At 70.1% G+C, this 19,506-nt stretch carries 15 protein-coding genes; 4 read left to right on the top strand and 11 right to left on the bottom strand.

Annotated features, from left to right (window positions below; translation table 11 throughout):
- Nucleotides 1-37: 37 nt before the first annotated feature.
- The 7 genes from kduD to CSC71_RS05165 form a co-directional block, all read right to left on the bottom strand.
- Complete coding sequence (gene kduD, locus CSC71_RS05195) at nucleotides 38-796, bottom strand: 2-dehydro-3-deoxy-D-gluconate 5-dehydrogenase KduD (RefSeq protein ID WP_162373291.1); 759 nt, start codon at nucleotides 794-796, stop codon at nucleotides 38-40.
- Nucleotides 797-836: 40 nt separating this feature from the next.
- Entirely contained in the window at nucleotides 837-1,682 is an 846-nt protein-coding gene (gene kduI / locus CSC71_RS05190; protein ID WP_162373290.1) for a 5-dehydro-4-deoxy-D-glucuronate isomerase, read from the bottom strand.
- Nucleotides 1,683-1,794: 112 nt separating this feature from the next.
- Nucleotides 1,795-2,844 (bottom strand): LacI family DNA-binding transcriptional regulator, encoded by a 1,050-nt coding sequence (locus CSC71_RS05185; RefSeq protein ID WP_162373289.1) that lies wholly within the window; start codon nucleotides 2,842-2,844, stop codon nucleotides 1,795-1,797.
- Between the two features lie 73 nt (nucleotides 2,845-2,917).
- On the bottom strand, nucleotides 2,918-4,201 hold the full coding sequence (locus tag CSC71_RS05180) for a TRAP transporter large permease (RefSeq protein ID WP_162373288.1): 1,284 nt from the start codon (nucleotides 4,199-4,201) through the stop codon (nucleotides 2,918-2,920).
- A 1-nt stretch (nucleotide 4,202) separates the two neighbouring features.
- Nucleotides 4,203-4,718, bottom strand: coding sequence for a TRAP transporter small permease (locus CSC71_RS05175; RefSeq protein ID WP_162373287.1), 516 nt, complete (start codon nucleotides 4,716-4,718; stop codon nucleotides 4,203-4,205).
- Nucleotides 4,719-4,726: 8 nt separating this feature from the next.
- Nucleotides 4,727-5,728, bottom strand: coding sequence for a TRAP transporter substrate-binding protein (locus tag CSC71_RS05170; RefSeq protein ID WP_162373286.1), 1,002 nt, complete (start codon nucleotides 5,726-5,728; stop codon nucleotides 4,727-4,729).
- 34 nt (nucleotides 5,729-5,762) lie between these two features.
- Entirely contained in the window at nucleotides 5,763-6,581 is an 819-nt protein-coding gene (locus CSC71_RS05165; RefSeq protein ID WP_162373366.1) for a 2-keto-4-pentenoate hydratase, read from the bottom strand.
- Nucleotides 6,582-6,741: 160 nt separating this feature from the next.
- On the opposite strand from CSC71_RS05165, the gene CSC71_RS05160 reads away from it, so the two are divergent.
- Both CSC71_RS05160 and CSC71_RS05155 read left to right on the top strand, forming a co-directional pair.
- A complete protein-coding gene (locus CSC71_RS05160; protein ID WP_211367874.1) occupies nucleotides 6,742-8,103 on the top strand; it encodes a pectate lyase family protein in 1,362 nt (453 codons plus the stop codon).
- Entirely contained in the window at nucleotides 8,103-9,692 is a 1,590-nt protein-coding gene (locus tag CSC71_RS05155) for a carboxylesterase/lipase family protein (RefSeq protein WP_162373285.1), read from the top strand. Before CSC71_RS05160 ends, CSC71_RS05155 begins: the two co-directional genes overlap by 1 nt.
- Nucleotides 9,693-9,712: 20 nt before the next feature.
- Here CSC71_RS05155 and CSC71_RS05150 read toward each other — a convergent pair whose 3' ends face one another.
- Together CSC71_RS05150 and CSC71_RS05145 are read right to left on the bottom strand one after the other, a co-directional pair.
- Nucleotides 9,713-11,059 (bottom strand): pectate lyase family protein, encoded by a 1,347-nt coding sequence (locus tag CSC71_RS05150; protein ID WP_162373284.1) that lies wholly within the window; start codon nucleotides 11,057-11,059, stop codon nucleotides 9,713-9,715.
- Between the two features lie 173 nt (nucleotides 11,060-11,232).
- Complete coding sequence (locus CSC71_RS05145) at nucleotides 11,233-14,001, bottom strand: TonB-dependent receptor (RefSeq protein WP_162373283.1); 2,769 nt, start codon at nucleotides 13,999-14,001, stop codon at nucleotides 11,233-11,235.
- Between the two features lie 240 nt (nucleotides 14,002-14,241).
- Here CSC71_RS05145 and CSC71_RS05140 point away from each other — a divergent pair, with 240 nt between their 5' ends.
- A complete protein-coding gene (locus CSC71_RS05140) occupies nucleotides 14,242-15,261 on the top strand; it encodes a sugar kinase (protein ID WP_162373282.1) in 1,020 nt (339 codons plus the stop codon).
- 10 nt (nucleotides 15,262-15,271) lie between these two features.
- Nucleotides 15,272-16,159 (top strand): ribokinase, encoded by an 888-nt coding sequence (locus CSC71_RS05135; protein WP_162373281.1) that lies wholly within the window; start codon nucleotides 15,272-15,274, stop codon nucleotides 16,157-16,159.
- A gap of 1 nt (nucleotide 16,160) precedes the next feature.
- Here the strand turns inward: CSC71_RS05135 and CSC71_RS05130 are convergent, their stop codons facing one another.
- Together CSC71_RS05130 and ilvD are read right to left on the bottom strand one after the other, a co-directional pair.
- Complete coding sequence (locus CSC71_RS05130; protein ID WP_246192003.1) at nucleotides 16,161-17,555, bottom strand: M28 family peptidase; 1,395 nt, start codon at nucleotides 17,553-17,555, stop codon at nucleotides 16,161-16,163.
- A gap of 85 nt (nucleotides 17,556-17,640) precedes the next feature.
- Nucleotides 17,641-19,479: a dihydroxy-acid dehydratase gene (ilvD, locus tag CSC71_RS05125; RefSeq protein ID WP_162373280.1), complete on the bottom strand. Its 1,839-nt coding sequence runs from the start codon at nucleotides 19,477-19,479 to the stop codon at nucleotides 17,641-17,643.
- Between the last annotated feature and the right edge of the window lie 27 nt (nucleotides 19,480-19,506).

Below are 19,506 nucleotides of genomic sequence, written 5' to 3'. Positions count from 1 at the left end.
CCTTTTCCCCGCGGGGGCGTGGCCGCGGCGCGAACGGTCAGCGCGCCAGCCAGCCGCCGTCGACGGGAATGATCGCGCCGTTGACGTAGTCCGACGCGCGCGAGGCGAGGAACACCGCCGCGCCGCCGAGGTCGGCCGGGATGCCCCAGCGCCCCGCGGGGATGCGGTCGAGGATCGCCTTGCTGCGTTCCTCGTCGGCGCGCAGCTGCGCGGTGTTGTCGGTGGCCATGTAGCCGGGCGCGATCGCGTTGATGTTGATGCCCTTGCTGGCCCATTCGTTGGCCAGCAGGCGGGTGATGCCGGCGATGCCGCTCTTGCTGGCGGTGTACGAAGGCACGCGGATGCCGCCCTGGAACGACAGCATCGAGGCGATGTTGACGATCTTGCCGCCGCCGTTGGCGATGAAATGCCGGCCTGCGGCCTGGGCCATGAAGAACGCGGACTTGATGTTGACGTTCATGACGTCGTCCCAGTCCTTCTCACTGAAATCCACCGCGTCGGCGCGGCGGATCAGGCCGGCGTTGTTGACCAGGATGTCGAGGCGGCCGAGGCCGGCCACGGTTTCCTCGACGATGCGCCCGACCGGTTCGATCGTGATCAGGTTGGCCTGGATGTTGACGAAGCGGCGGCCAAGCGCGCGCACCTTCTCGCCGGTTTCGTCGGCCGGCACGATGCCGGCGCCGGCGATGTCGGCGCCGGCTTCGGCCAGCGCCAGCGCGATGCCCTGGCCGAGGCCGGTGTTGGCGCCGGTGACCAGCGCGACCTTGCCTTCCAGACTGAACGGGTTGCTTGCCATCTTCGATTCCCTCGGTTCGTGGGTGCGGTGGGCGTTTCGGTCACTTCAGCTGGCAGATGTCCAGCACGTGCATGTCGGTGTAGTCGAGGTTCTCGCCGCCCATCGCCCAGATGAAGCAGTAGTTGCTGGTGCCCGAGCCCATGTGGATCGACCACGGCGGCGACACCACCGCCTCGTCGTTGGCGACGACGATGTGGCGCTGCGCGTCCGGCTCGCCCATGAAGTGGTAGACGCGGTCGTTGTCGCCGAGGTCGAAGTAGAAGTAGACCTCGCTGCGGCGGTCGTGCAGGTGCGGCGGCATGGTGTTCCAGACGCTGCCCGGCTTGAGGATGGTCAGGCCGAGCAGCAGCTGGCACGACTTCACCGTGGCCGGGACGATGTACTGGTAGATGGTGCGTTCGTTGCTGGTCTCCAGCGCGCCGCGCTCCAGCGGCACCGCGTCCTTGATCGAGATCTGCTTCGCCTCGTGGCGCGCGTGCGCCGGGGTCGAGGCGAGGTAGTACTTCGCCGGGTTCGCCGCGTCGTCGGAGGCGAAGCTCACTTCGCTGCCCATCGGCACGTACAGGCCGTCCTTCGGCGCCAGCTTGAACGCGGTGCCGTCGACGCTGACGGTGCCGCTGCCGGCGCCGACGTTGACCACGCCCAGTTCGCGGCGCTCGAGGAAGGGCTTGCCGGCGGCCGAGGCGGGCTCGGCCTGTTTCGGCAGTTCGACCGGTCCGTTCACCGGCGCGGCGCCGCCGATCACGAAGCGCTCGTTGTGCGAATAGTTCAGCTGCACCGAGTCGGCGACGAACAGGTCCGGGACCAGGTAGCGGTCGCGCAGCTGGTCGTTGCTGGCCCCGGCCATCATGTCGGGATGGGTGGCGTGGTAGGTCTTGCGGAACATGGACTTTCTCCGGGGGGAGCTGCGGTTGCGTGGATTCTAGCGGGTCATGGTAACCGGTGTCATTGCGCGATGCGGAAACGGCCGCGCATCGCGCAGGGGCGCGGCGGCGCGGTTATTCCGGTGGCTGGCAGGAATCGCGGATGACCAGGTGCGGGCGCACGCTGGCGGTCTGCACCGGCGCGTCCTCGGGCCGGGTCAGCATGGCCGCGGCGAGGCGGCCGGTGTCGCGGGTGTCGCGGCGCACCGAGGTCAGCGGCGGCCACAGCCGCGAGGCCAGCGGGCTGTCGTCGTAGCCGACCACCGACAACTCGCGCGGGATGCTGATCCCCGCGCGCAGCGCGACGCGGTACACGCCGGCGGCCATCTCGTCGTTCTCGCAGAAGATCGCGCTGGGCCGCGGCTTCGCCGACAGCAGCTTCTCGGCCGCGGCGACGCCGGATTCGAAGGTGTAGCCGGCCTCGACCACGCGCTGCTTCGGCAGGTCGATGCCGCGCTTGCGCAGGCCTTCGACCAGGCCGTTGGTGCGCTCCACTGCGGAACGGTAGCCGCGCGGGCCGGCGATCACCGCGATGTCGCGGTGGCCGAGCGAGGTCAGGTAGTTGGCGACTTCCGCCGCGCCGTCGTGGTCGTGGGTGACCAGCATGCGCTCGGGCCGGTCCATCGAAACCGCGGCGATGCGCACATAGCGGCAGCCGATCTCGCCGAGCATCTCGGCCAGCGCGGGATCCTCGGACACGCGCGGCACCAGCATCACCCCGTACAGTTTCTGCTGCTGCACGAAGCGGCGCACGCCGTCGATGTAGGCGGGGTCGCGGCTGTCGCAGGGGTGCACCACCAGCTCGAAGCCGGAGCCGCGCAGGTGGTCGAGCGCGCCGTACTGCATGTCGACGATGAACTGCGCGGTCGGGTTGTCGTAGACCATGCCGATCAGGAACGACTTGCGGAACGCCAGCGCGCGCGCCATCGGGTCGGGCGCGTAGCCGACCTCGCGCATCAGCGCCTCGACCCGCTCGCGGGTGTCCTTCCGCACCAGCGGCGAGTTGTTGATGATCCGCGAGACGGTCTTCTTCGACACCCCGGACAGGCGCGCGATGTCGTTGATCGTGGCGGCCTTGCCGGAAGCGGCGGTGGCGGGCGTCGTGGTCTTCTTGCGTCCTGGCATGGTCGTCGCGCCGTGGGTATGGGGGGGATTCTAGAGCCTGCGGCCTACCGGGGGACAACCCGCCCCGCCCGTCCTACGACTTCAGCAGCGCCGGCAGCCACAGCGACAGCTGCGGGAAGAACGCCACGACCAGTAGCACGGCCAGGCCGGCCAGCCAGAATGGCCAGATCGTGCGCAAGGCCTGGCCGATGCCGATCTTGCCGATCGCGGCGCCGATGAACAGCACGCTGCCCACCGGCGGCGTGACCAGGCCGAGGCCGCCGGCCAGCACCAGCACCAGGCCGAAGTGGATCGGGTCGATGCCGTAGGCCTTCGCCACCGGCAGGAAGATCGGCGTGCAGATCAGGATCAGCGGCGCCAGGTCCATGAAGGTGCCCAGCAGCAGCAGCGAGACCACGATCAGCAGCAGCACGGCGGCCTTGTCGTCGGCGACCGACTGCAGCGCCTGCACCGTCGCCGCCGGCACCTGAAGGTAGGCCAGCAGCCAGCCGAACGCCGCCGCCGCCGCGATCACGAACAGGATCGCGCCGGAGGTGCGCGCGGCGTGGGTTACCGCGGCGATGAATTCGGCGCCGCGCAGTTGCCGGTACAGCAGACCGGTGACGGCGAGCGCGTAGACCACGGCGATCGCCGCGCTTTCCACCGCGGTGAAGATGCCGGCGCGGATGCCGACGAAGATCAGCGCGACCAGGCCCAGGCCGGGCAGCGCCGACACCAGGCGCAACAGCAGCGCGCGCATGCCGGGAAAGGGTTCGACGCCATAGCCGCGGCGGCGCGCGACCAGGTAGCCGGTGAGCATCAGCACCACGGTCATCAGCAGCGCCGGCACGATGCCGGCGGCGAACAGGTCGGCGATCGACAGGCCGCCGCCGGCCGCGGCTGAGTACAGGATCAGGTTGTGCGAGGGCGGCACCAGCAGGGCGACCAGCGCCGCGGTGATGCTGACGTTGACGGCGAAGTCGCGGTCGTAGCCGCGCTTGACCATCTGCGGGATCATCGTGCCGCCGACCGCGGACACGTCGGCGATGGCCGAACCCGACACGCCGCCGAAGAACAGCGACGACAGGATGCTGACCTGGCCGAGGCCGCCGCGCAGGCGGCCGACCAGCGACGCGGCGAGCGCGATCAGGCGTTCGGAGATGCCGCCGCGCAGCATCAGTTCGCCGGCGAACACGAACAGCGGAATCGCAATCAGCGAAGCCGAGCCGGTGCCGGCCGCGAGCTGCTGCACCAGCACCACCGGCGGCAGGTCGAGGTAGAACAGCGTGGCCAGCGCCGCCGCGGCCAGCGCGAACGCGACCGGCACGCCGATCGCCAGCAGGACCGCGAAGACGAGGAACAGGATCGCGATGCCCATGTCAGTGCGCGCCCCCGTCGCCGCGAAATTCGCCCGCCAGCTGCACGGCGGCGAACAGCGCCATCAGCGCGCCGCCGACCGCCATCGGCAGGTAGTTCGCGCTCTGCGGCAGCGCCGCGCCGGCGGCGCGGATGCCGAGGCCGTCGGCGAACAGCACCGTGCCCCACCAGGCGAGCACCGCGCCGATCAGCACCACGGCCAGCTGCGCCAGCAGGTGCATCGCGTGGCGCAGGCCGGGCGACAGCGCTTCGGCGAGCAGCGCGAAGCTGAAGTGGCGGCGCTCGTGCACGCCCGCGGCGGCGCCCAGGCTCATCGTCGTGCTCAGCAGCAGCACGGTGACCGGCTCGGTCCAGCTCGGCGAATCGTTGAGCACGTAGCGCGCGATCACCTGCCAGCCCTGCACCAGCACCAGGCCGAGCAGCGCGGCCGCGGCGAGGCCGACGACGATGCGGGAAAGCCGGTCCATCGCGCCTTGCAGCGACGAAGCCGGGGCCGTGGGCGTGGTGGCGTCCGACATGGGGTTCCTCAGGCCAGTTCGCGGATGCGCCGGTACAGCGCGTCGATGGCGGCATCGCGGCGGTATTCGTCCAGCAGCGGCCGCGCGGCCGCGCGGAACGCGGCGAGGTCGACGTCGTTGAATTCCACGCCGTGCTCCCGCACCGCCTGCAGCGCCTTGCTTTCCGATTCGTCCCACAGCCCGCGCATCACCTTGACCGACTCGCGCGCGGTTTCCACCAGCAACCCGCGCTCGCGCGGCGAGAGCGCATCGAAGCTGCGCCGCGACACCAGCAGCACGTCCGGCGCGTAGGAATGCTCGCTGCGCGACCAGTAGTGCGCGGCCTCGAAGTGGCGGCTGGAATGGAAGCTGCGGATGTTGTTCTCGGCGCCGTCGATCATGTGCGTCTCCATGCCGCTGAACACCTCGCCCAGCGACAGCGGGGTCGGATTGGCGCCGAAGTCGCGCAGCATGCGGATGAAGATGTCCGAGACCGGCACGCGGATCTTCAGCCCGTGCAGGTCGTGCGGCTCCACGATCGGGCGCCGGGTGTTGTAGAAGCAGCGCGCGCCGGAGTCGTAGATCGCCAGGCCGACCAGGCCGCGTTGCTCGAAGCCGCGCAGCACCGCGTCGCCCACGCCTTCGTCCATCGCCCGGCGCATGTGCGCGACCGAGTCGAACGCGTACGGCAGGCACAGCGCCCGGGTCAGCGGGAAGGCGTTGTTCAGCGCGCCGGAATAGACCCGGGTGATGTCGATGGCGCCGAAGCGGGCCATGTCGATGGCCTCGGATTCGCGCCCCAGCTGGCCGGAGTGGTACAGCCTGATGCCCAGCGCGCCGCCGGTTTCGCGCTGCAGCGTCTCGCCGATCCAGCGCACCGCGGCGACGGTCGGGTAGTCGCTGACGTGCACGTCGGTGGCGGTCAGCACGCGCGCGCCGCCGGCCTGCGCCGCGCCGCGCGCGCACGCCGCCAGCGCGGTCGTTGCGGCGGCGCCGACCGCGGCGCCGAGGAAGTGCCTGCGAGTGATCATCGCGCCCTCCCGCGCGTTCCTTTCCGTCGCCGCGTCAGGGCGCGGCGGCCGCGGTGCAGGAAATTTCGCCATGGCCGTCGAAGCGGACGGTCGCGGTCTGCCCGACCGCGATGTCGTGGATGCCGGTGGCGTTGCCGGTGGCGACCAGGTCGCCGGCCTTCAGCGGGCGCCCGCGCCGGGCCGAACGCGCCAGCGCGAACGCGAACGCCGCGCGCAGCCCGCCGGGCAGGGTGGTGGCGCCGCCGCTGCCGACTTCGACGCCGTCGATGAAGGTCCGGCAGGTCAGCGCGGTTTCCGGGATCGCCTGCCAGCCCGGGATCTCGCTGCCGAGGACCAGGCCGTTGTGGTTGCCGAAATCCGAGACCACCACGCACGGCCCCAGCCGGTTGATCGTGGCCAGCGGGCTGCTGGCGATCTCGATGCCGGTGAACAGCGTGGACGGGAAGGCGCCGGCCTCGTCGTCGCTCCAGTCGAGCTTGTCGGCCGGCGCGTCGGCGTCGAGGCGCAGCACGTATTCGGCCTCGACCGCGCCGAAGCCGCCGACGTAGACCGGGAATTCGAGCCCGGGCGCGGCCGGCCACAGCGCCTTGGCGAACACCGGGCCGAGCAGGCGCTCGTCGCCGGACGCGTCGCGGCGTTCCGGCGCGATGTAGCCGACCTTCCAGCCGACCACCGCGTCCGGCCACTGCGCGATGGCGATGTCCTGCACCGCGTACGCGGAAACCAGGTCCGGCGGGATCGCACCGGGGAAATCCGGCAGCGCTTCGCCGCGCAGGCGCGCCTGTACGAAGCGCTCGGCGATGGCGTGCCGTTCCTTTGCGGTCTGTGCTGCCTGCGCAGCGCCGTCGCGGATGCTCAAACGGTTTCTCCCGGTTCTTTTTGCTGCGGCGCCGATGGACACCGGCGTGGCGATCTGTATATGGTAAACCGGTGTCATTGGCAATACGCGCCGCCGCAAAAAACCCGCCGGCACGGCCTCCACCGTCGAAAATCCGCTCCTGGGAGGGAGACGCATGCGAATCACCCGTTCGATCCGCGGCCTTGGCCGCCTGCTGTCCGCATTCGCCGCCGCCGGCCTGCTGCTGGCGGTCCCGCTCCGGCCCGCGGCGGCGCAGGACGCGCAGGCGCTGGCCTTCCCCGGCGCGCAGGGCTGGGCCGCGCATACGCCGGGCGGCCGTGGCGGACGGATCATCCGCGTCACCACGCTGGCGGCCGACGGCCCCGGCTCGTTCGCCGAGGCGGTCAACGCCGGGGGGCCGCGCACCGTCGTGTTCGAGGTCGGCGGCGTGATCGACCTCGGCCTGAAGACGATCACCATCAGGGAACCGTTCCTGACCATCGCCGGACAGACCGCGCCGCACCCGGGGGTGACCCTGATCCGCGGCGGCATCGACATCGCCACCCACGACGTGATCGTGCGCCACGTCCGCGTCCGCCCCGGCGACGGCGGCCTGGGCCGCTTCGCCGGCCACGATTTCGACGCCATCTCGACCGTGCGCGCGCACGACGTGATCGTCGACCACTGTTCGCTGACCTGGGGCACCGACGAAGGCCTGTCCGCCTCGGGCACGCGCTTCGCCGAAGGGCCGAACACGGCGGAGAATTTCCGCAACGGCACGTCGCGCCGCATCACGTTCAGCAACAACCTGGTCGCCGAGGGCCTGGCCTACGCCAACCACGCCAAGGGCGAGCACTCGAAGGGCTCGCTGATCCACGACCACGTGCAGGACGTGCTGATCGTCGGCAACCTGTACGCGCACAACTACGAGCGCAATCCGCTGTTCAAGGGCGGCGTGCGCGGCCAGGTCGTCAACAACCTGATCTACGACCCCGGCGCGCGGGCGATGCACTACAACCTGATCGCGGAGGAGTGGATCGGCCACGACTACGAGAAGGGCGAGATGGTCATCCGCGGCAACGTGCTGCGCGCCGGCAAGGACACCCGCAAGCTCGCCCTGCTGATGGTCGGCGGTTCCGGCGACCTCGACGTGTTCATGCAGGACAACCTCGCCGTGGACCTGCTGGGCGAGCAGACCATCCCGATGGTCGGCCGCTACACCACCGCGCCGATCAAGGTCACCGAGTTGAAGCAGGCGCCAACGCTGCCGTTCGGGGTGAAGCTGCTGCCGTCGGCGCGGGTGCAGGACGCGGTGGTCGCCGAGGCCGGCGCCACGCCGTGGGACCGCGACCCGGTCGATCGCCGCATCGTCGCCGACGTGATCGAGGGTCGCGGCGAGATCATCGACAGCCAGGACGAAGTCGGCGGCTATCCGAAGTACGAGCCGACCCGCAAGGCCTTCGTCGAGGCCGAATGGAACCTCGAGACGATGGAGCCGAAGTCGGGCGTGTATCCGCGCGGCGAGCCGCTGCGCTGATGGACGCCATGCGCCGCCGCTTGCTGAAGGGCGGCAGCGTCGCGCTCGGCGCCGCCATGCTGGCCCCGGGCGCGCATGCGGCCAGCGGCGAGGCCGCGTCGTTCGCACGCACGCGCAGCGGCCGCATCGCCGGCGCGCGCCACGACGGCGTGCATGTGTTCAAGGGCATCCGCTACGGCGCCGACACCGCGCCGCGGCGTTTCCGCCCCGCGCTGCGCGAGGCAGCGTGGCGCGGCGTGCGCGAGGCGCTGGAATACGGCGCGGCCGCGCCGCAGAACGGCGAAGACCGCCCCGGCAGCGAGGATTGCCTGTTCCTCAACGTGTGGACGCCGGGCCTGCGCGACGGCGGCAGGCGCCCGGTGCTGGTCTACATCCACGGCGGCGGCTACAACAACGGCTCCGGCAGCGCGCCGCTGTACGACGGCACGCGCCTGTGCCGGCGCGGCGATGTCGTCGTCGTCACGCTGAACCACCGGCTCAACGCGTTCGGCTACCTGTACCTGGGCGAATTGCCCGGTGGCGGCGCATTCGCCGATTCGGGCAACGTCGGCCAGCTCGACCTGGTCGACGCTCTGCAATGGGTGCGCGAACACGCCGCGGAGTTCGGCGGCAATGCCGGCAACGTCACCGTGTTCGGCCAGTCCGGCGGCGGCGCCAAGATCGCCACGCTGATGGCGATGCCGGCGGCGCGCGGCCTGTTCCATCGCGCCTGGACGATGAGCGGGCAGCAGGTCACCGCGGCCGGGCCGCGCGCGGCGACGCAGCGCGCGCGGCTGCTGCTCGACGAACTCGGCGTCGGCGACGACCTCGCGGAACTGGCGGCGTTGCCGGCGCAGCGGATCCTCGAGGCGATCCGCATCCGCGATCCGTCGCGGGTCGAGGACAGTTCGCTCTACTTCGGCCCGGTGATGGATTCGCGCAGCCTGCCGCGGCATCCGTTCCACCCGGACGCGCCGCCGCAGTCGGCGTCGGTCCCGATGGTGATCGGCAACACCCGCGACGAAACCCGCGCCTTTCTCGGCAAGGACGCGGCCAATTTCGCGCTCACCTGGGAGACGCTGCCGGCGAAGCTGCGCGAGCAGCAGTATTCCGACCTGTCGCCAGGCATCGTCGTCGCCGAATACCGTCGGCTCTACCCGGATTACACGCCATCGGAAGTGTTCTTCGCCGCGACCACCGCCGGGCGCTCGTGGCGCGGCGCGGTGCTCGAATGCGAGGCGCGGGCAAGGCAGGGCGACAACACCTGGGCCTACCAGCTCGACTGGCCTTCGCCGCTCGAAGGCGGCAGGCTGCGCGCGCTGCACACGCTGGACATCGCGCTGGTGTTCGACAACATCGCGCAACCCGGCTCGCTGGCCGGGAACTCGCCTCGAGCGCAGCGCATCGCCGATCGCATGAGCGCATCGCTGCTGGCCTTCGCCCGCACCGGCGATCCGAACCACCCCGGCATCCCGCAGTGGGCGCCGTACTCGCTCGGGAACCGCGAGACGATGGTCTTCGACGACGCAACCCGCCTGGAGGACGATCCGCGCGGCGGCGAGCGCCGCCTGTACGAGCGCGTGCCGTTCGTGCAGCGCGGGACGTTCTAGCGTCCCGCGCCGCAGCCGGCTTACTTGAACGGCCCGGCGCCCCGGATCACCGACACCGGGACGTCTTTCGTCGGCTCGATCGGGCCGTGCAGGGTCGGTGCCCAGTCCACGTCGTCGACCAGCGCGTCGCCGTTGGCCGCGTTGAACGCCGCGACCGGATCCACCGCGCTGTTCGGCGAGACGCCGTCGAGCAGGGTGCCCTCGACGTGGATGCGGCTGCCGTTGAAGCGATCGATGAAGAACTCCGGCGGCACCAGCCCGTCGACGCGGAAGTGGTTGTTCCGGGCGACGATCTGCGACTCCACGCCGACGCCCCAGCTGTAGCCGTAGCCGGCGGCGGCTTCCGGGCCGGTCACCTTGTAGTGGTTGTTGTACACGTGCACGCGGCCGTAGCGCACCCGCGGCGCGCGCTGGCCGAGGTCCTCGAACAGGTTGTGGTGCAGGGTGATGCGCAGCTTGTCGCGGTCGGCGCTGGCGCTGTCGGACGATCCGACCAGCATGGTCTTGTCGTGGTGCTCGAAGCGGTTCCACGAGATCGTCACCAGGTCCGAGGCGTTGGTGACGTCGAGCAGTCCGTCGTGCACCTGGTAGTGGCGGCCGAAAAGCGTCGGCAGGGTCCCGTCGGCGGTGGCGACGTCGGCGAAGCGGTTGTGGTCGATCCACACGTGGGTGGCGTTGCGCACCGAGATCGCGTCGTACTGCGAATTCCAGTTGCCCAGCGCGCCGTCGGTCGGATCCCACTGCGGGAAGCAGTCGAAGGTGTCCTCGAAATTCAGGTTGCGCACGATCACGTTCATCGGCGTGTTGCCGCTGGTGCTGCTCGGGCGGATGTCGAACCAGGCGCCGCGCACGGTCGCGCCGCGGCCGACCCCGACGATGGTGGTGTTGGCGGGAATGCGGATGCGCACCCGCGACTGTTGCGCGCTGGCCGACGCGGCGCGCGCGCGTTCCTGCGGGCCGCTCGGATCGGCGCGGCCCCAGGTGGCCGGGTCGTAGGCGGCGAGGTAGGCGTCGAGTGAGTAGATCTCGCCGGTCTGCGGGTCGGGTCGCGCGTAGTCGGCGCAGGCCAGCGGATGGCCGTCGGCGTCGACGTTGGCGTCGATCACGCCCTCGATCTCGATGATCTTCGGCGTGGCGTCGGGGAAGGCGAGCGCGGCGACCAGCCCGTTGCGGTCGCGGACGCGATGCACGCGGTCGGCGGTGGCGGCGGAACCGCCGGTGGTGCCGTCCGGCAGCGCGGTCGTGGGCAACGAAGCCCAGCCGTCGTTGGCGGGCAGGGGTTCGCGGCCCAGGTCGGCGGCGGCGGCGGGCAGCGGCAGCGCGCAGGCGACGAGAACGGGAAGGACGCGGTAATGCAGGCGTTGCATGGGATGCTCCTTCTGGTAGGGCGCGGCGCGAAGCCGGGCGGAAGGGTGGCCAGACGGATCGCAAACCGCGGCGCGGGGAAGGCTTGCCGCATCGGTCGCATCTGCGCGCGGCGCGGAGAAGATCGGGGAAAAAAGGGCCCGGGCGGACGCGCCGCCCGGGCCAGAGGGAAAAATCAGAACTTGAAGCGTGCGCCGAGCATGATCTGGCGGCCGGTGTGGGTGTACGAGATCGAATTGTCGCGGGCGGTGTCCATCCACATGTCCTTCCACTCGTCGGTCAGGTTCAGGCCTTCCAGCGACATTTCCCAGTGGTCGTTGATCTTGTACGACACCGATGCGTCGATCGTGGTGCTGTCGCTGGTCGCCTCGACGTCGCTGCCCTCGCGGCCCGGGATGGTGTCGACGTACTCGTCGCGATAGGCGGCGGAGACCCGCGCCGAGAACTTCTGGTCGTCGTAGTAGAGCGTGGCGTTCCACGCGTTCTTCGACAGGCCGACCATCGGGCCTTTCGCCGACGGCGCGCCGGACGAGCTCAGGTACTGGATGTCCGAATCGGCGTAGGTGTAGTTCAGTTGCACGCCGAAGTTCTTCCAGAGGCCGGGCAGGAACGAGAACGGCTGCTGGTAGTTGACCTCGTAGCCCTTGAGCTTGCCGCCGGGGGTGTTGAGCGGCTGGGTGAAGTCGAAGTTGTCGTTGACGGTGACGCCGGTGCCGGCCGGGATCAGCGAGGCGGGCAGGCCGGAGGTGTAGTACGGGCGGCTTTCGCGCGAGGTCTGGATGTAGCTGTCGATGTTCTTCTGGAACAGGCCCAGCGACAGCAGCGCGCCTTCGCTGAAGTACCACTCCAGGCCCAGGTCGAAGGTGTCGGCGCGGAACGGCTCCAGCTTCGGGTTGCCGGTGTTGACCGTGCGCGAACCGCCGCTGACCGAGACCGTGGCGCCCGGGGCGAGGAAGCCCAGGTTCGGCCGGGTCATCACCTTGGCCGCGGCGGCGCGCAGCAGCAGGTCCGGGGTCAGTTCGAAGGTCAGGTTCAGCGAGGGCAGGGTATCGGCGTAATCGTGGGTGACCACGGTGCGCACCGCGACGCCGCCCAGCGAGGACCAGCCGTCGCTGACCAGTTCGGTTTCCACCCGGCGCACGCCGAAGTTGCCGCGCACCGGCACGTTGCCCAGGTCGAAGTTGAAGTCGCCCTGCAGGTACAGGCCGTTGCTCTTCTCGTTGATCGTGCGGTTGTTGGCGATCAGGTTGGTCAGGTCGTTGCGGACCTCGTAGATGCCGCTGTTGCTGTAGATGTCGAGCAGGTCGTCGAACGCGCCGACGTCGGGCACCAGCGCGCTCGCGGCATCGACGCCGTAGAAGCTGAACTGGCGCAGCAGCGTGGCCAGCGTCGCGCTGTCCATCTCCGGTACGGCGGTCTCGGACACGCGCCGCCATTCCTTGCTGGTGTAGGTGTAATCCTTGTGGTGCGCGCCGAACTTCAGGGTCAGGTATTCGTCGACGTTCCAGGCGAAGTCGACCTGGCCGGCGTCGTATTCGTTGCGCACCCATTGCGGGCGCAGGCGGACCTCGGCCAGGGTCCAGCCGTTCGGGTCCAGCGGGTCCATGTTGCCGTAATTGAACACCGGCAGCCGGCTGTTGCCGCGGTAGTCCCACGAATAGCCATCGACGTCGAACTTGTCCATGATGATCGTGGTCTGCACCGGGTTGTCGTAGGTCGAGCGCACGTTGCCGACCAGCGCGCTCATCCTGAACGTGTCGCTGAACTCGTGGTCCATCGACAGGCCGAGCTGGGTGAATTCGGTGGTCTGTTCGTCGTAGCGGCCCTCGGAACGGATGTCGACGTTGTCGAACACGCCGTAGACCAGGTTGCCGTTGGCGTCGATTTCGCCGTCCAGCACCTGGGTCGCCTGCTTGCCGCTGGCGTTGGTGCGGCTGAACGACACCGCGTTGATGTTGTCCTGCACGCGGTTGGCGTCGAACTTGGCGTACAGCGCGTCCAGGTTGATGTTGGTGCGGTCGCTGGCCTTGAACTGCAGCGCGCCGGTCACGCCCAGGCGCTTCTGCTCGTGGGTGAACACGTTGTAGCGCGGGATGCGCGGATGGTAGACGTCCGGATCCAGCGCCGCCTGGAACGGCGAGCTCTGGTCGAAGAAGTTGGTCGTGCTGTTCTGCGCGGTCCACCAGCGCACCGAGTCCGAGCCTTCCTCGATGATCTTGCGGTCGGTGTAGGCCACCGACAGCAGCGCGCCGAACCTGCCGTCGGCGAAGGTATTGGCGATCAGCGCGGTGGCGCGCGGCTTGGTTTCCTCCAGCAGGTCGTTGTAGCTGGCCTGCGCGCCGGCGGCGAAGGTGAAGCCGTCGTAGTCGAACGGGCGCGCGGTGCGCAGGTCGACGGTGGCGCCGAGCGAGCCTTCCTCGATTTCCGCCGACGAGGTCTTGCGCACCAGCAACTGGCTGAACAGTTCCGAGGCGAAGGTGTTGAAGTCGAAGCTGCGGCCGCGGTTGACGCCGCCGGAAGTGTCGGTGCCGCCGCCGGTGGCCAGCGCCTCGATGCCGTTGATGCGCACGCGGGTGAACTGCGGGCCGAGGCCGCGCACCGAGATGTTGCGGCCCTCGCCGCCATCGCGGGTGATCGACACGCCGGGGATGCGCTGCAGCGATTCGGCCAGGTTCAGGTCGGGGAAGTCGGCGATGTCCTCGGCGACGATGGCATCGACGATGCCGGCCTCGCCGCGCTTGATGTCGATCGCCTTCTCCAGGCTGGCGCGATAGCCGGTGACGGTGATGGTGTCCAGCTCGGTCGCCTGCCCGGCGGCCGGCGCGGTCGTCTGGTCCTGCGCGGCCGCCTGTTCCTGCGCCTGGGCGTTGGCTTGCAGGGCCAGGCCGATGCACAGGGCGAGCGTGGTAACCGGTGTCTTCCTGCGGTTGTTGCGAGTGTGCATGTCTTCCCCTCCCAAGGGCGCATGGTTGCTCTGTGATGACGGATTTCTAGCGGTTTTCGTCGACTCGGATCACCGTTGCAAGGTTCCAGCTGGTAAAATGACACCGCTGGTCAAACGCAAAGCTAACAGAGTGTGCGCTGCAACAACAACTATCCTTGGACGATTATTTTCTTGTCCCGGGACAAGCTTGCGGCCCACGGATGCCGGGTCCGGATAGACGAATTCGAAGGGGAAGCAACGATGGCGGGACGGGTGGTCTGTTTCGGGGAACTGCTGCTGCGCCTGGGCGCGCCGGGCCGGCAGCTCTTGCTGCAGTCGCCGCAACTGGAAGTGCACGTCGGCGGTGCCGAGGCCAACGTCGCGGTGTCGCTGGCGAAGCTCGGCCACGACGCGGCGATGGTCGGCGCGGTCGCCGACAACGCGCTCGGCGAGGCGGCGCTGGGCGAATTGCGCCGCCATGGCGTCGACACGCGCGGCGTGCAGAAGGCCGACGGGCGCATGGGCCTGTATTTCCTGACCCCCGGCGCGGGGCAGCGGCCGAGCGAAGTGCTGTACGACCGCGCCGCATCGGCCTTCGTCGTCGCCGGCGGCGGCGAACACGACTGGCCGGCGCTGCTGCGCGGCGCCGGCTGGCTGCACGTGTCCGGCGTGACCCCCGCGCTCGGGCGGAACACGGCGGACGCGACGCTCGCGGCGATGCGCGCGGCGCGGGCGGCCGGCGCGAAGGTCTCGTTCGACGGCAACTTCCGCCCGAAGCTGTGGCAGGCCTGGGCGGGCGATGCGGCCGGCATCCTGCGCGGCCTGTTCGCCGAAGCCGACCTCGCCTTCGCCAACGAACGCGACATCGAAATCGTGCTCGGGCGGCGTTTCGGGCAGGGCGATGCGAAGCAGCGCTTCCGCGCCGCGGCCGAAGCGGCTTTCGCCGCGTTCCCGAACCTCCGGCGCATGGCCGCGACCGTGCGCGGGCAGGTCAACGTCGACCACCACGTGTTGTCGGCGCTCGACGCTTCCCGCGATGGCGCCGGGCACGAGACGCCGCGCCACGAAGTCGGGCCGATCGTCGACCGCATCGGCACCGGCGACGCCTTCGCCGCCGGCGTGCTGCACGGCGTCCTCGCCGGCATGGACGACGGCGCGGGCCTCGAATTCGGCCTCGCCGCGGCGTGCCTGAAGCATTCGGTGCCCGGCGACTTCAGTCCGCTCGGCGAAGCCGACATCCGCGCCTACGCCGCCGGCGAAGGCTTCGGCGTGCGTCGCTGAGGTTCGCGGCATGGACACGATCGTCCTCGTCGCCGGTTCGGCCAACCTCGACTTCGTGGTGCGCGCGGCGCACGTGCCGGCACCGGGCGAAACCGTGCTCGGCCGCGACTTCGCCACCTTCCCCGGCGGCAAGGGCGCCAACCAGGCGGTGGCCTGCGCGAAGGCCGGCGGCGCCGGCACGCGGATGCTGCTGGCGCTGGGCGACGACGACTTCGCCAGGCCGCTGGAACGGTCGCTGCGCGAGGCCGGCGTGGAACTGCGCATCGTCCGCAGCGCGAAACCCACCGGCGCCGCCTTCATCTGCGTGGCCGACAGCGCCGAGAACGCGATCACCGTCGCGCCCGGCGCGAACGCCACGCTCGCGCCCGAACACCTGCCGTCGCTCGAGGGCGTCGGCTGGCTGTTGCTGCAACTCGAGACGCCGCTGGCGTCGGTCGCCGCCTACGCCATGCGCGCGCGCGCGGCCGGCGTGCGGGTCGCGCTCAACGCCGCGCCCGCGCGGGCGCTGCCCGACGAACTGCTCGATGCGCTCGACCTGCTGGTCGTCAACGAAGGCGAGCTCCTCGCGATCGCGGGCGGCGAGGACGGCATCCGCGAAAAACTCTCGCGCCTGCGCGTGCCCTCGGTCGTCGTCACCCTCGGTTCGCGGGGCTGCCTCGCGAAGCACGAAGGCGGTTTCCTCGAACAGCCGGCGTTTCCGGTCGATGCGGTCGACACCACCGCGGCCGGCGACACCTTCTGCGGCACGCTGGTCGCGGCGCTGAACCGCGCCGCATCGATGGCCGATGCCTTGCGCGAGGCAAGCGCCGCCGCCGCGCTGGCCTGCACCCGGCTCGGCGCGCAGGCCAGCATCCCCGCGCGCGATGAGGTCGAGGCTTTCCTGCGCGAGCGCGTCTGATTCAGTAGCCGCCGAAACTGCCGGCCGCGCCGGGGAACACCACCGGGCTTTCGCTGCCGTCCTTCGCCACCGCGGCGACGCCGAAGAACCAGTTGTCGATCACGACGTTCTCCAGCGTGTGGCTGTCGACGTCGCCGACATAGGCGGAATGCGTCCACTGCGGATCGGTGGTGAGGCGCCAGTAGACCTTGTACCCGGCCAGGTTCGAGGCCTGCCTGCCGGTCGGGCGCTGCCAGCGCAACGTGGTGTCGGGGCCGACCGCGCCTTCGATCTTCACCTGCGCCGGCGGCGGCGGCGCCGAGGCCAGCGCGGCGAGCGCGACCGCGTTGAGCGCGGTCAGCCTGGCGGCGAAGGCGAAATCGACGCCGTCGATGGTGTCGCCGTAGACGCGGCGGCGCCCGTGCGCGTCCGTTTCGGTGCGCAGGTCCTGGTGCTGGCGGTCGTAGTGCTCGTGCGTTTCCATCACCCGCACCGCCGGGAAGCCGGCCTCGTTGAACGGGCGGTGGTGGCCGCCGCGGCCGAAGCGGTCGAGCCGGTAGACCTGCATCACTTCCAGGTTCGGCACGTATTCGCCCATCTTCGCGATGTAGCGGCCGAGGTTGCGCGACGGCGAATCCAGCTCGCCGCCGGTGAAGCGGCGCGCGTTCGCCTCCTCGGCGGTCTCGACCGCGCGCGTGCCTTCGGAGAACACCCGCGCGGTGCGGTTGTCGCAGATGCCGTCGATGCCGCAGCTGTTGCCGATCATGTCGTTGTTGAGCACGGCCTCGATGCGCCAGCCGTCCTTCTTCGCTTCGGCCGCGAGGATCTTGCCGCCGAACAGGCCCTGCTCCTCGCCGGACAGCGCGGCGTAGACGATGCTGCCGGGGAACCTGTACTTCGTCAGCACCCGCGCGGCCTCCAGCGTGCCGGCGATGCCCGAGGCGTTGTCGTTGGCGCCGGGCGAATCGGATGTCGCATTCATCACGTCGGACACGCGCGAGTCGATGTCGCCGCTCATGATGGCGTAGCGGTTCGGGTCGCTGGTGCCGCGTTGGATCGCGATCACGCTGACCACTTCGGTCGGCTCGGGGATGCGTTTCTCGCCGGAAACGATGTCGCTGGAGTAGCGCACTTCCAGGCAGCCGCCGCAGTCCTTCGAGATGCGCTGGAACTCGTCGAAGATCCAGCGTCGCGCGGCGCCGATGCCGCGGGTGTCCGATTTCGTGTCCGACAGCGTGTGCCGCGTTCCGAACGACACCAGCTTGCGGATGTCGGCCTCGATCCGCGAAGCCTGCGGCGCGGTGCCGATGGCCTGCAACCGGGGGTTGTAGGCCGGTGGCGGGGTTTGCGCCGCGGCGGCGGCAATGGGCAGGGCCAGGAGGGCGGGCAGGTAGCGGCGCATGGCGAGGCGGCTCATCGGAAGATGCCGGCGATTATGCCGAAGCGCCGGAGGCGTTTGCCCTTCGCATCCTCCGCCGAGAAAAGTGCGGCCGGCAGGGGACTCAGCCTTCCAGCAGCGCCTTGTCGCGCACCGCACCCTTGTCGGCGCTGGTCGCGAGCAGCGCGTAGGCCTTCAGCGCGGTGCTGACCTTGCGCGGGCGCGGCTGCGCCGGCTTCCAGCCGCGCTGGTCCTGCGCGGCGCGGCGCGCGGCGAGTTCGTCGGCGGAGACCAGCAGGTCGATCGAACGGTTGGGAATGTCGATGCGGATGCGGTCGCCGTCGCGGACCAGCCCGATCGCGCCGCCGCTGGCCGCCTCCGGCGAGACATGGCCGATCGACAGCCCCGACGTGCCGCCGGAGAAACGGCCGTCGGTCAGCAGCGCGCATTGCTTGCCGAGCCCTTTCGACTTCAGGTACGACGTCGGGTACAGCATCTCCTGCATGCCGGGTCCGCCCTTCGGGCCCTCGTAGCGGATCACCACCACGTCGCCGGGCCGCACTTCGTCGCCGAGGATGCCGCGCACCGCCGCGTCCTGGCTCTCGTACACGCGCGCGGGGCCCTCGAACACGTGGATCGACTCGTCGACGCCCGCGGTCTTCACCACGCAGCCGTCGAGCGCGATGTTGCCGTGGAGCACCGCCAGCCCGCCTTCCTGCGAATACGCATGCGCCACGTCGCGGATGCAGCCCTCGCCACGGTCCAGGTCCAGCGTCGGCCAGCGCGTCGACTGGCTGAAGGCGACCTGCGTGGGAATGCCGGCCGGTCCGGCCTTGTAGAAGGCATGGACCGCTTCGTCGGTCGTCGTCGCCGCGTCCCACCTGGCGATGGCCTCGCCCATCGTCTTCGCGTGCACGGTCGGCACGTTCGTGTGCAACAAGCCGCCGCGCGCCAGTTCGCCGAGGATCGCGACCACGCCGCCGGCGCGGTGCACGTCCTCGACGTGGTACTTCGGCGTGTTCGGCGCGACCTTGCACAGCTGCGGCACGCGCTTCGACAGGCGGTCGATGTCGCGCATCGTGAACGGCACCCCCGCCTCCTGCGCCGCGGCCAACAGGTGCAGGATCGTGTTGGTCGAGCCGCCCATCGCGATGTCCAGCGCCATCGCGTTCTCGAACGCCTCGAACGTCGCGATGCCGCGCGGCAGCGCGCTCGCGTCGCCGGCGCCGTACCAGCGGTGGCACAGTTCGACCGCGGTGCGCCCGGCGCGCAGGAACAGCTGCTCGCGGTCGGCGTGCGTCGCGACCACGGTGCCGTTGCCCGGCAGCGACAGGCCCAGCGCCTCGGTCAGGCAGTTCATCGAGTTGGCGGTGAACATGCCGCTGCACGAACCGCAGGTCGGGCAGGCGCTGCGTTCGAACTCGGCGACCTTCTCGTCCGGGGCCTTGTCGTCGGCGGCGATCACCATCGCGTCGATCAGGTCGAGGTTGTGCTCGGCGAGTTTGGTCTTGCCGGCTTCCATCGGCCCGCCGGAAACGAACACGGTGGGGATGTTCAGCCGCAGCGCGGCCATCAGCATGCCCGGGGTGATCTTGTCGCAGTTGGAGATGCACACCAGCGCGTCGGCGCAGTGCGCGTTGACCATGTATTCCACCGAGTCGGCGATCAGCTCGCGGCTCGGCAGCGAATACAGCATGCCGTCGTGGCCCATCGCGATGCCGTCGTCGACGGCGATGGTGTCGAACTCGCGGGCGACGCCGCCGACGCGCTCGATTTCGCGCGCGACCAGCTGGCCCAGGTCCTTCAGGTGCACGTGGCCGGGCACGAACTGGGTGAACGAGTTGGCGATGGCGACGATGGGCTTGCCGAAGTCGCCATCCTTGAGGCCGGTGGCGCGCCACAGCGCGCGGGCGCCGGCCATGTTGCGGCCGTGGGTGGAAGTCTTCGAGCGGTATTCGGGCATCGGGCGAGGAATGCGCGGGCACGTGCC

The sequence above is a fragment of the Pseudoxanthomonas sangjuensis genome, assembly GCF_010211755.1.
In the GTDB taxonomy this organism is placed as follows: Bacteria; Pseudomonadota; Gammaproteobacteria; order Xanthomonadales; family Xanthomonadaceae; genus Pseudoxanthomonas_A; species Pseudoxanthomonas_A sangjuensis.
The sequence above is the reverse complement of the archived record's forward strand: the minus strand, read 5'-3'. Positions and strand labels throughout refer to the sequence as shown.

Excerpts from the sequence above, each read along its gene's own strand:
- CSC71_RS05150 (WP_162373284.1), bottom strand. The coding sequence starts at position 11,059 with ATGCAACGCCTGCATTACCGCGTCCTTCCCGTTCTCGTCGCCTGCGCG.
- CSC71_RS05155 (WP_162373285.1), top strand. The coding sequence starts at position 8,103 with ATGGACGCCATGCGCCGCCGCTTGCTGAAGGGCGGCAGCGTCGCGCTC.
- CSC71_RS05135 (WP_162373281.1), top strand. The coding sequence starts at position 15,272 with ATGGACACGATCGTCCTCGTCGCCGGTTCGGCCAACCTCGACTTCGTG.
- CSC71_RS05130 (WP_246192003.1), bottom strand. The coding sequence starts at position 17,555 with ATGAGCCGCCTCGCCATGCGCCGCTACCTGCCCGCCCTCCTGGCCCTG.
- kduI (WP_162373290.1), bottom strand. The coding sequence starts at position 1,682 with ATGTTCCGCAAGACCTACCACGCCACCCATCCCGACATGATGGCCGGG.
- CSC71_RS05175 (WP_162373287.1), bottom strand. The coding sequence starts at position 4,718 with ATGTCGGACGCCACCACGCCCACGGCCCCGGCTTCGTCGCTGCAAGGC.
- kduD (WP_162373291.1), bottom strand. The coding sequence starts at position 796 with ATGGCAAGCAACCCGTTCAGTCTGGAAGGCAAGGTCGCGCTGGTCACC.
- CSC71_RS05170 (WP_162373286.1), bottom strand. The coding sequence starts at position 5,728 with ATGATCACTCGCAGGCACTTCCTCGGCGCCGCGGTCGGCGCCGCCGCA.
- CSC71_RS05160 (WP_211367874.1), top strand. The coding sequence starts at position 6,742 with ATGCGAATCACCCGTTCGATCCGCGGCCTTGGCCGCCTGCTGTCCGCA.
- CSC71_RS05185 (WP_162373289.1), bottom strand. The coding sequence starts at position 2,844 with ATGCCAGGACGCAAGAAGACCACGACGCCCGCCACCGCCGCTTCCGGC.
- ilvD (WP_162373280.1), bottom strand. The coding sequence starts at position 19,479 with ATGCCCGAATACCGCTCGAAGACTTCCACCCACGGCCGCAACATGGCC.
- CSC71_RS05180 (WP_162373288.1), bottom strand. The coding sequence starts at position 4,201 with ATGGGCATCGCGATCCTGTTCCTCGTCTTCGCGGTCCTGCTGGCGATC.
- CSC71_RS05145 (WP_162373283.1), bottom strand. The coding sequence starts at position 14,001 with ATGCACACTCGCAACAACCGCAGGAAGACACCGGTTACCACGCTCGCC.
- CSC71_RS05140 (WP_162373282.1), top strand. The coding sequence starts at position 14,242 with ATGGCGGGACGGGTGGTCTGTTTCGGGGAACTGCTGCTGCGCCTGGGC.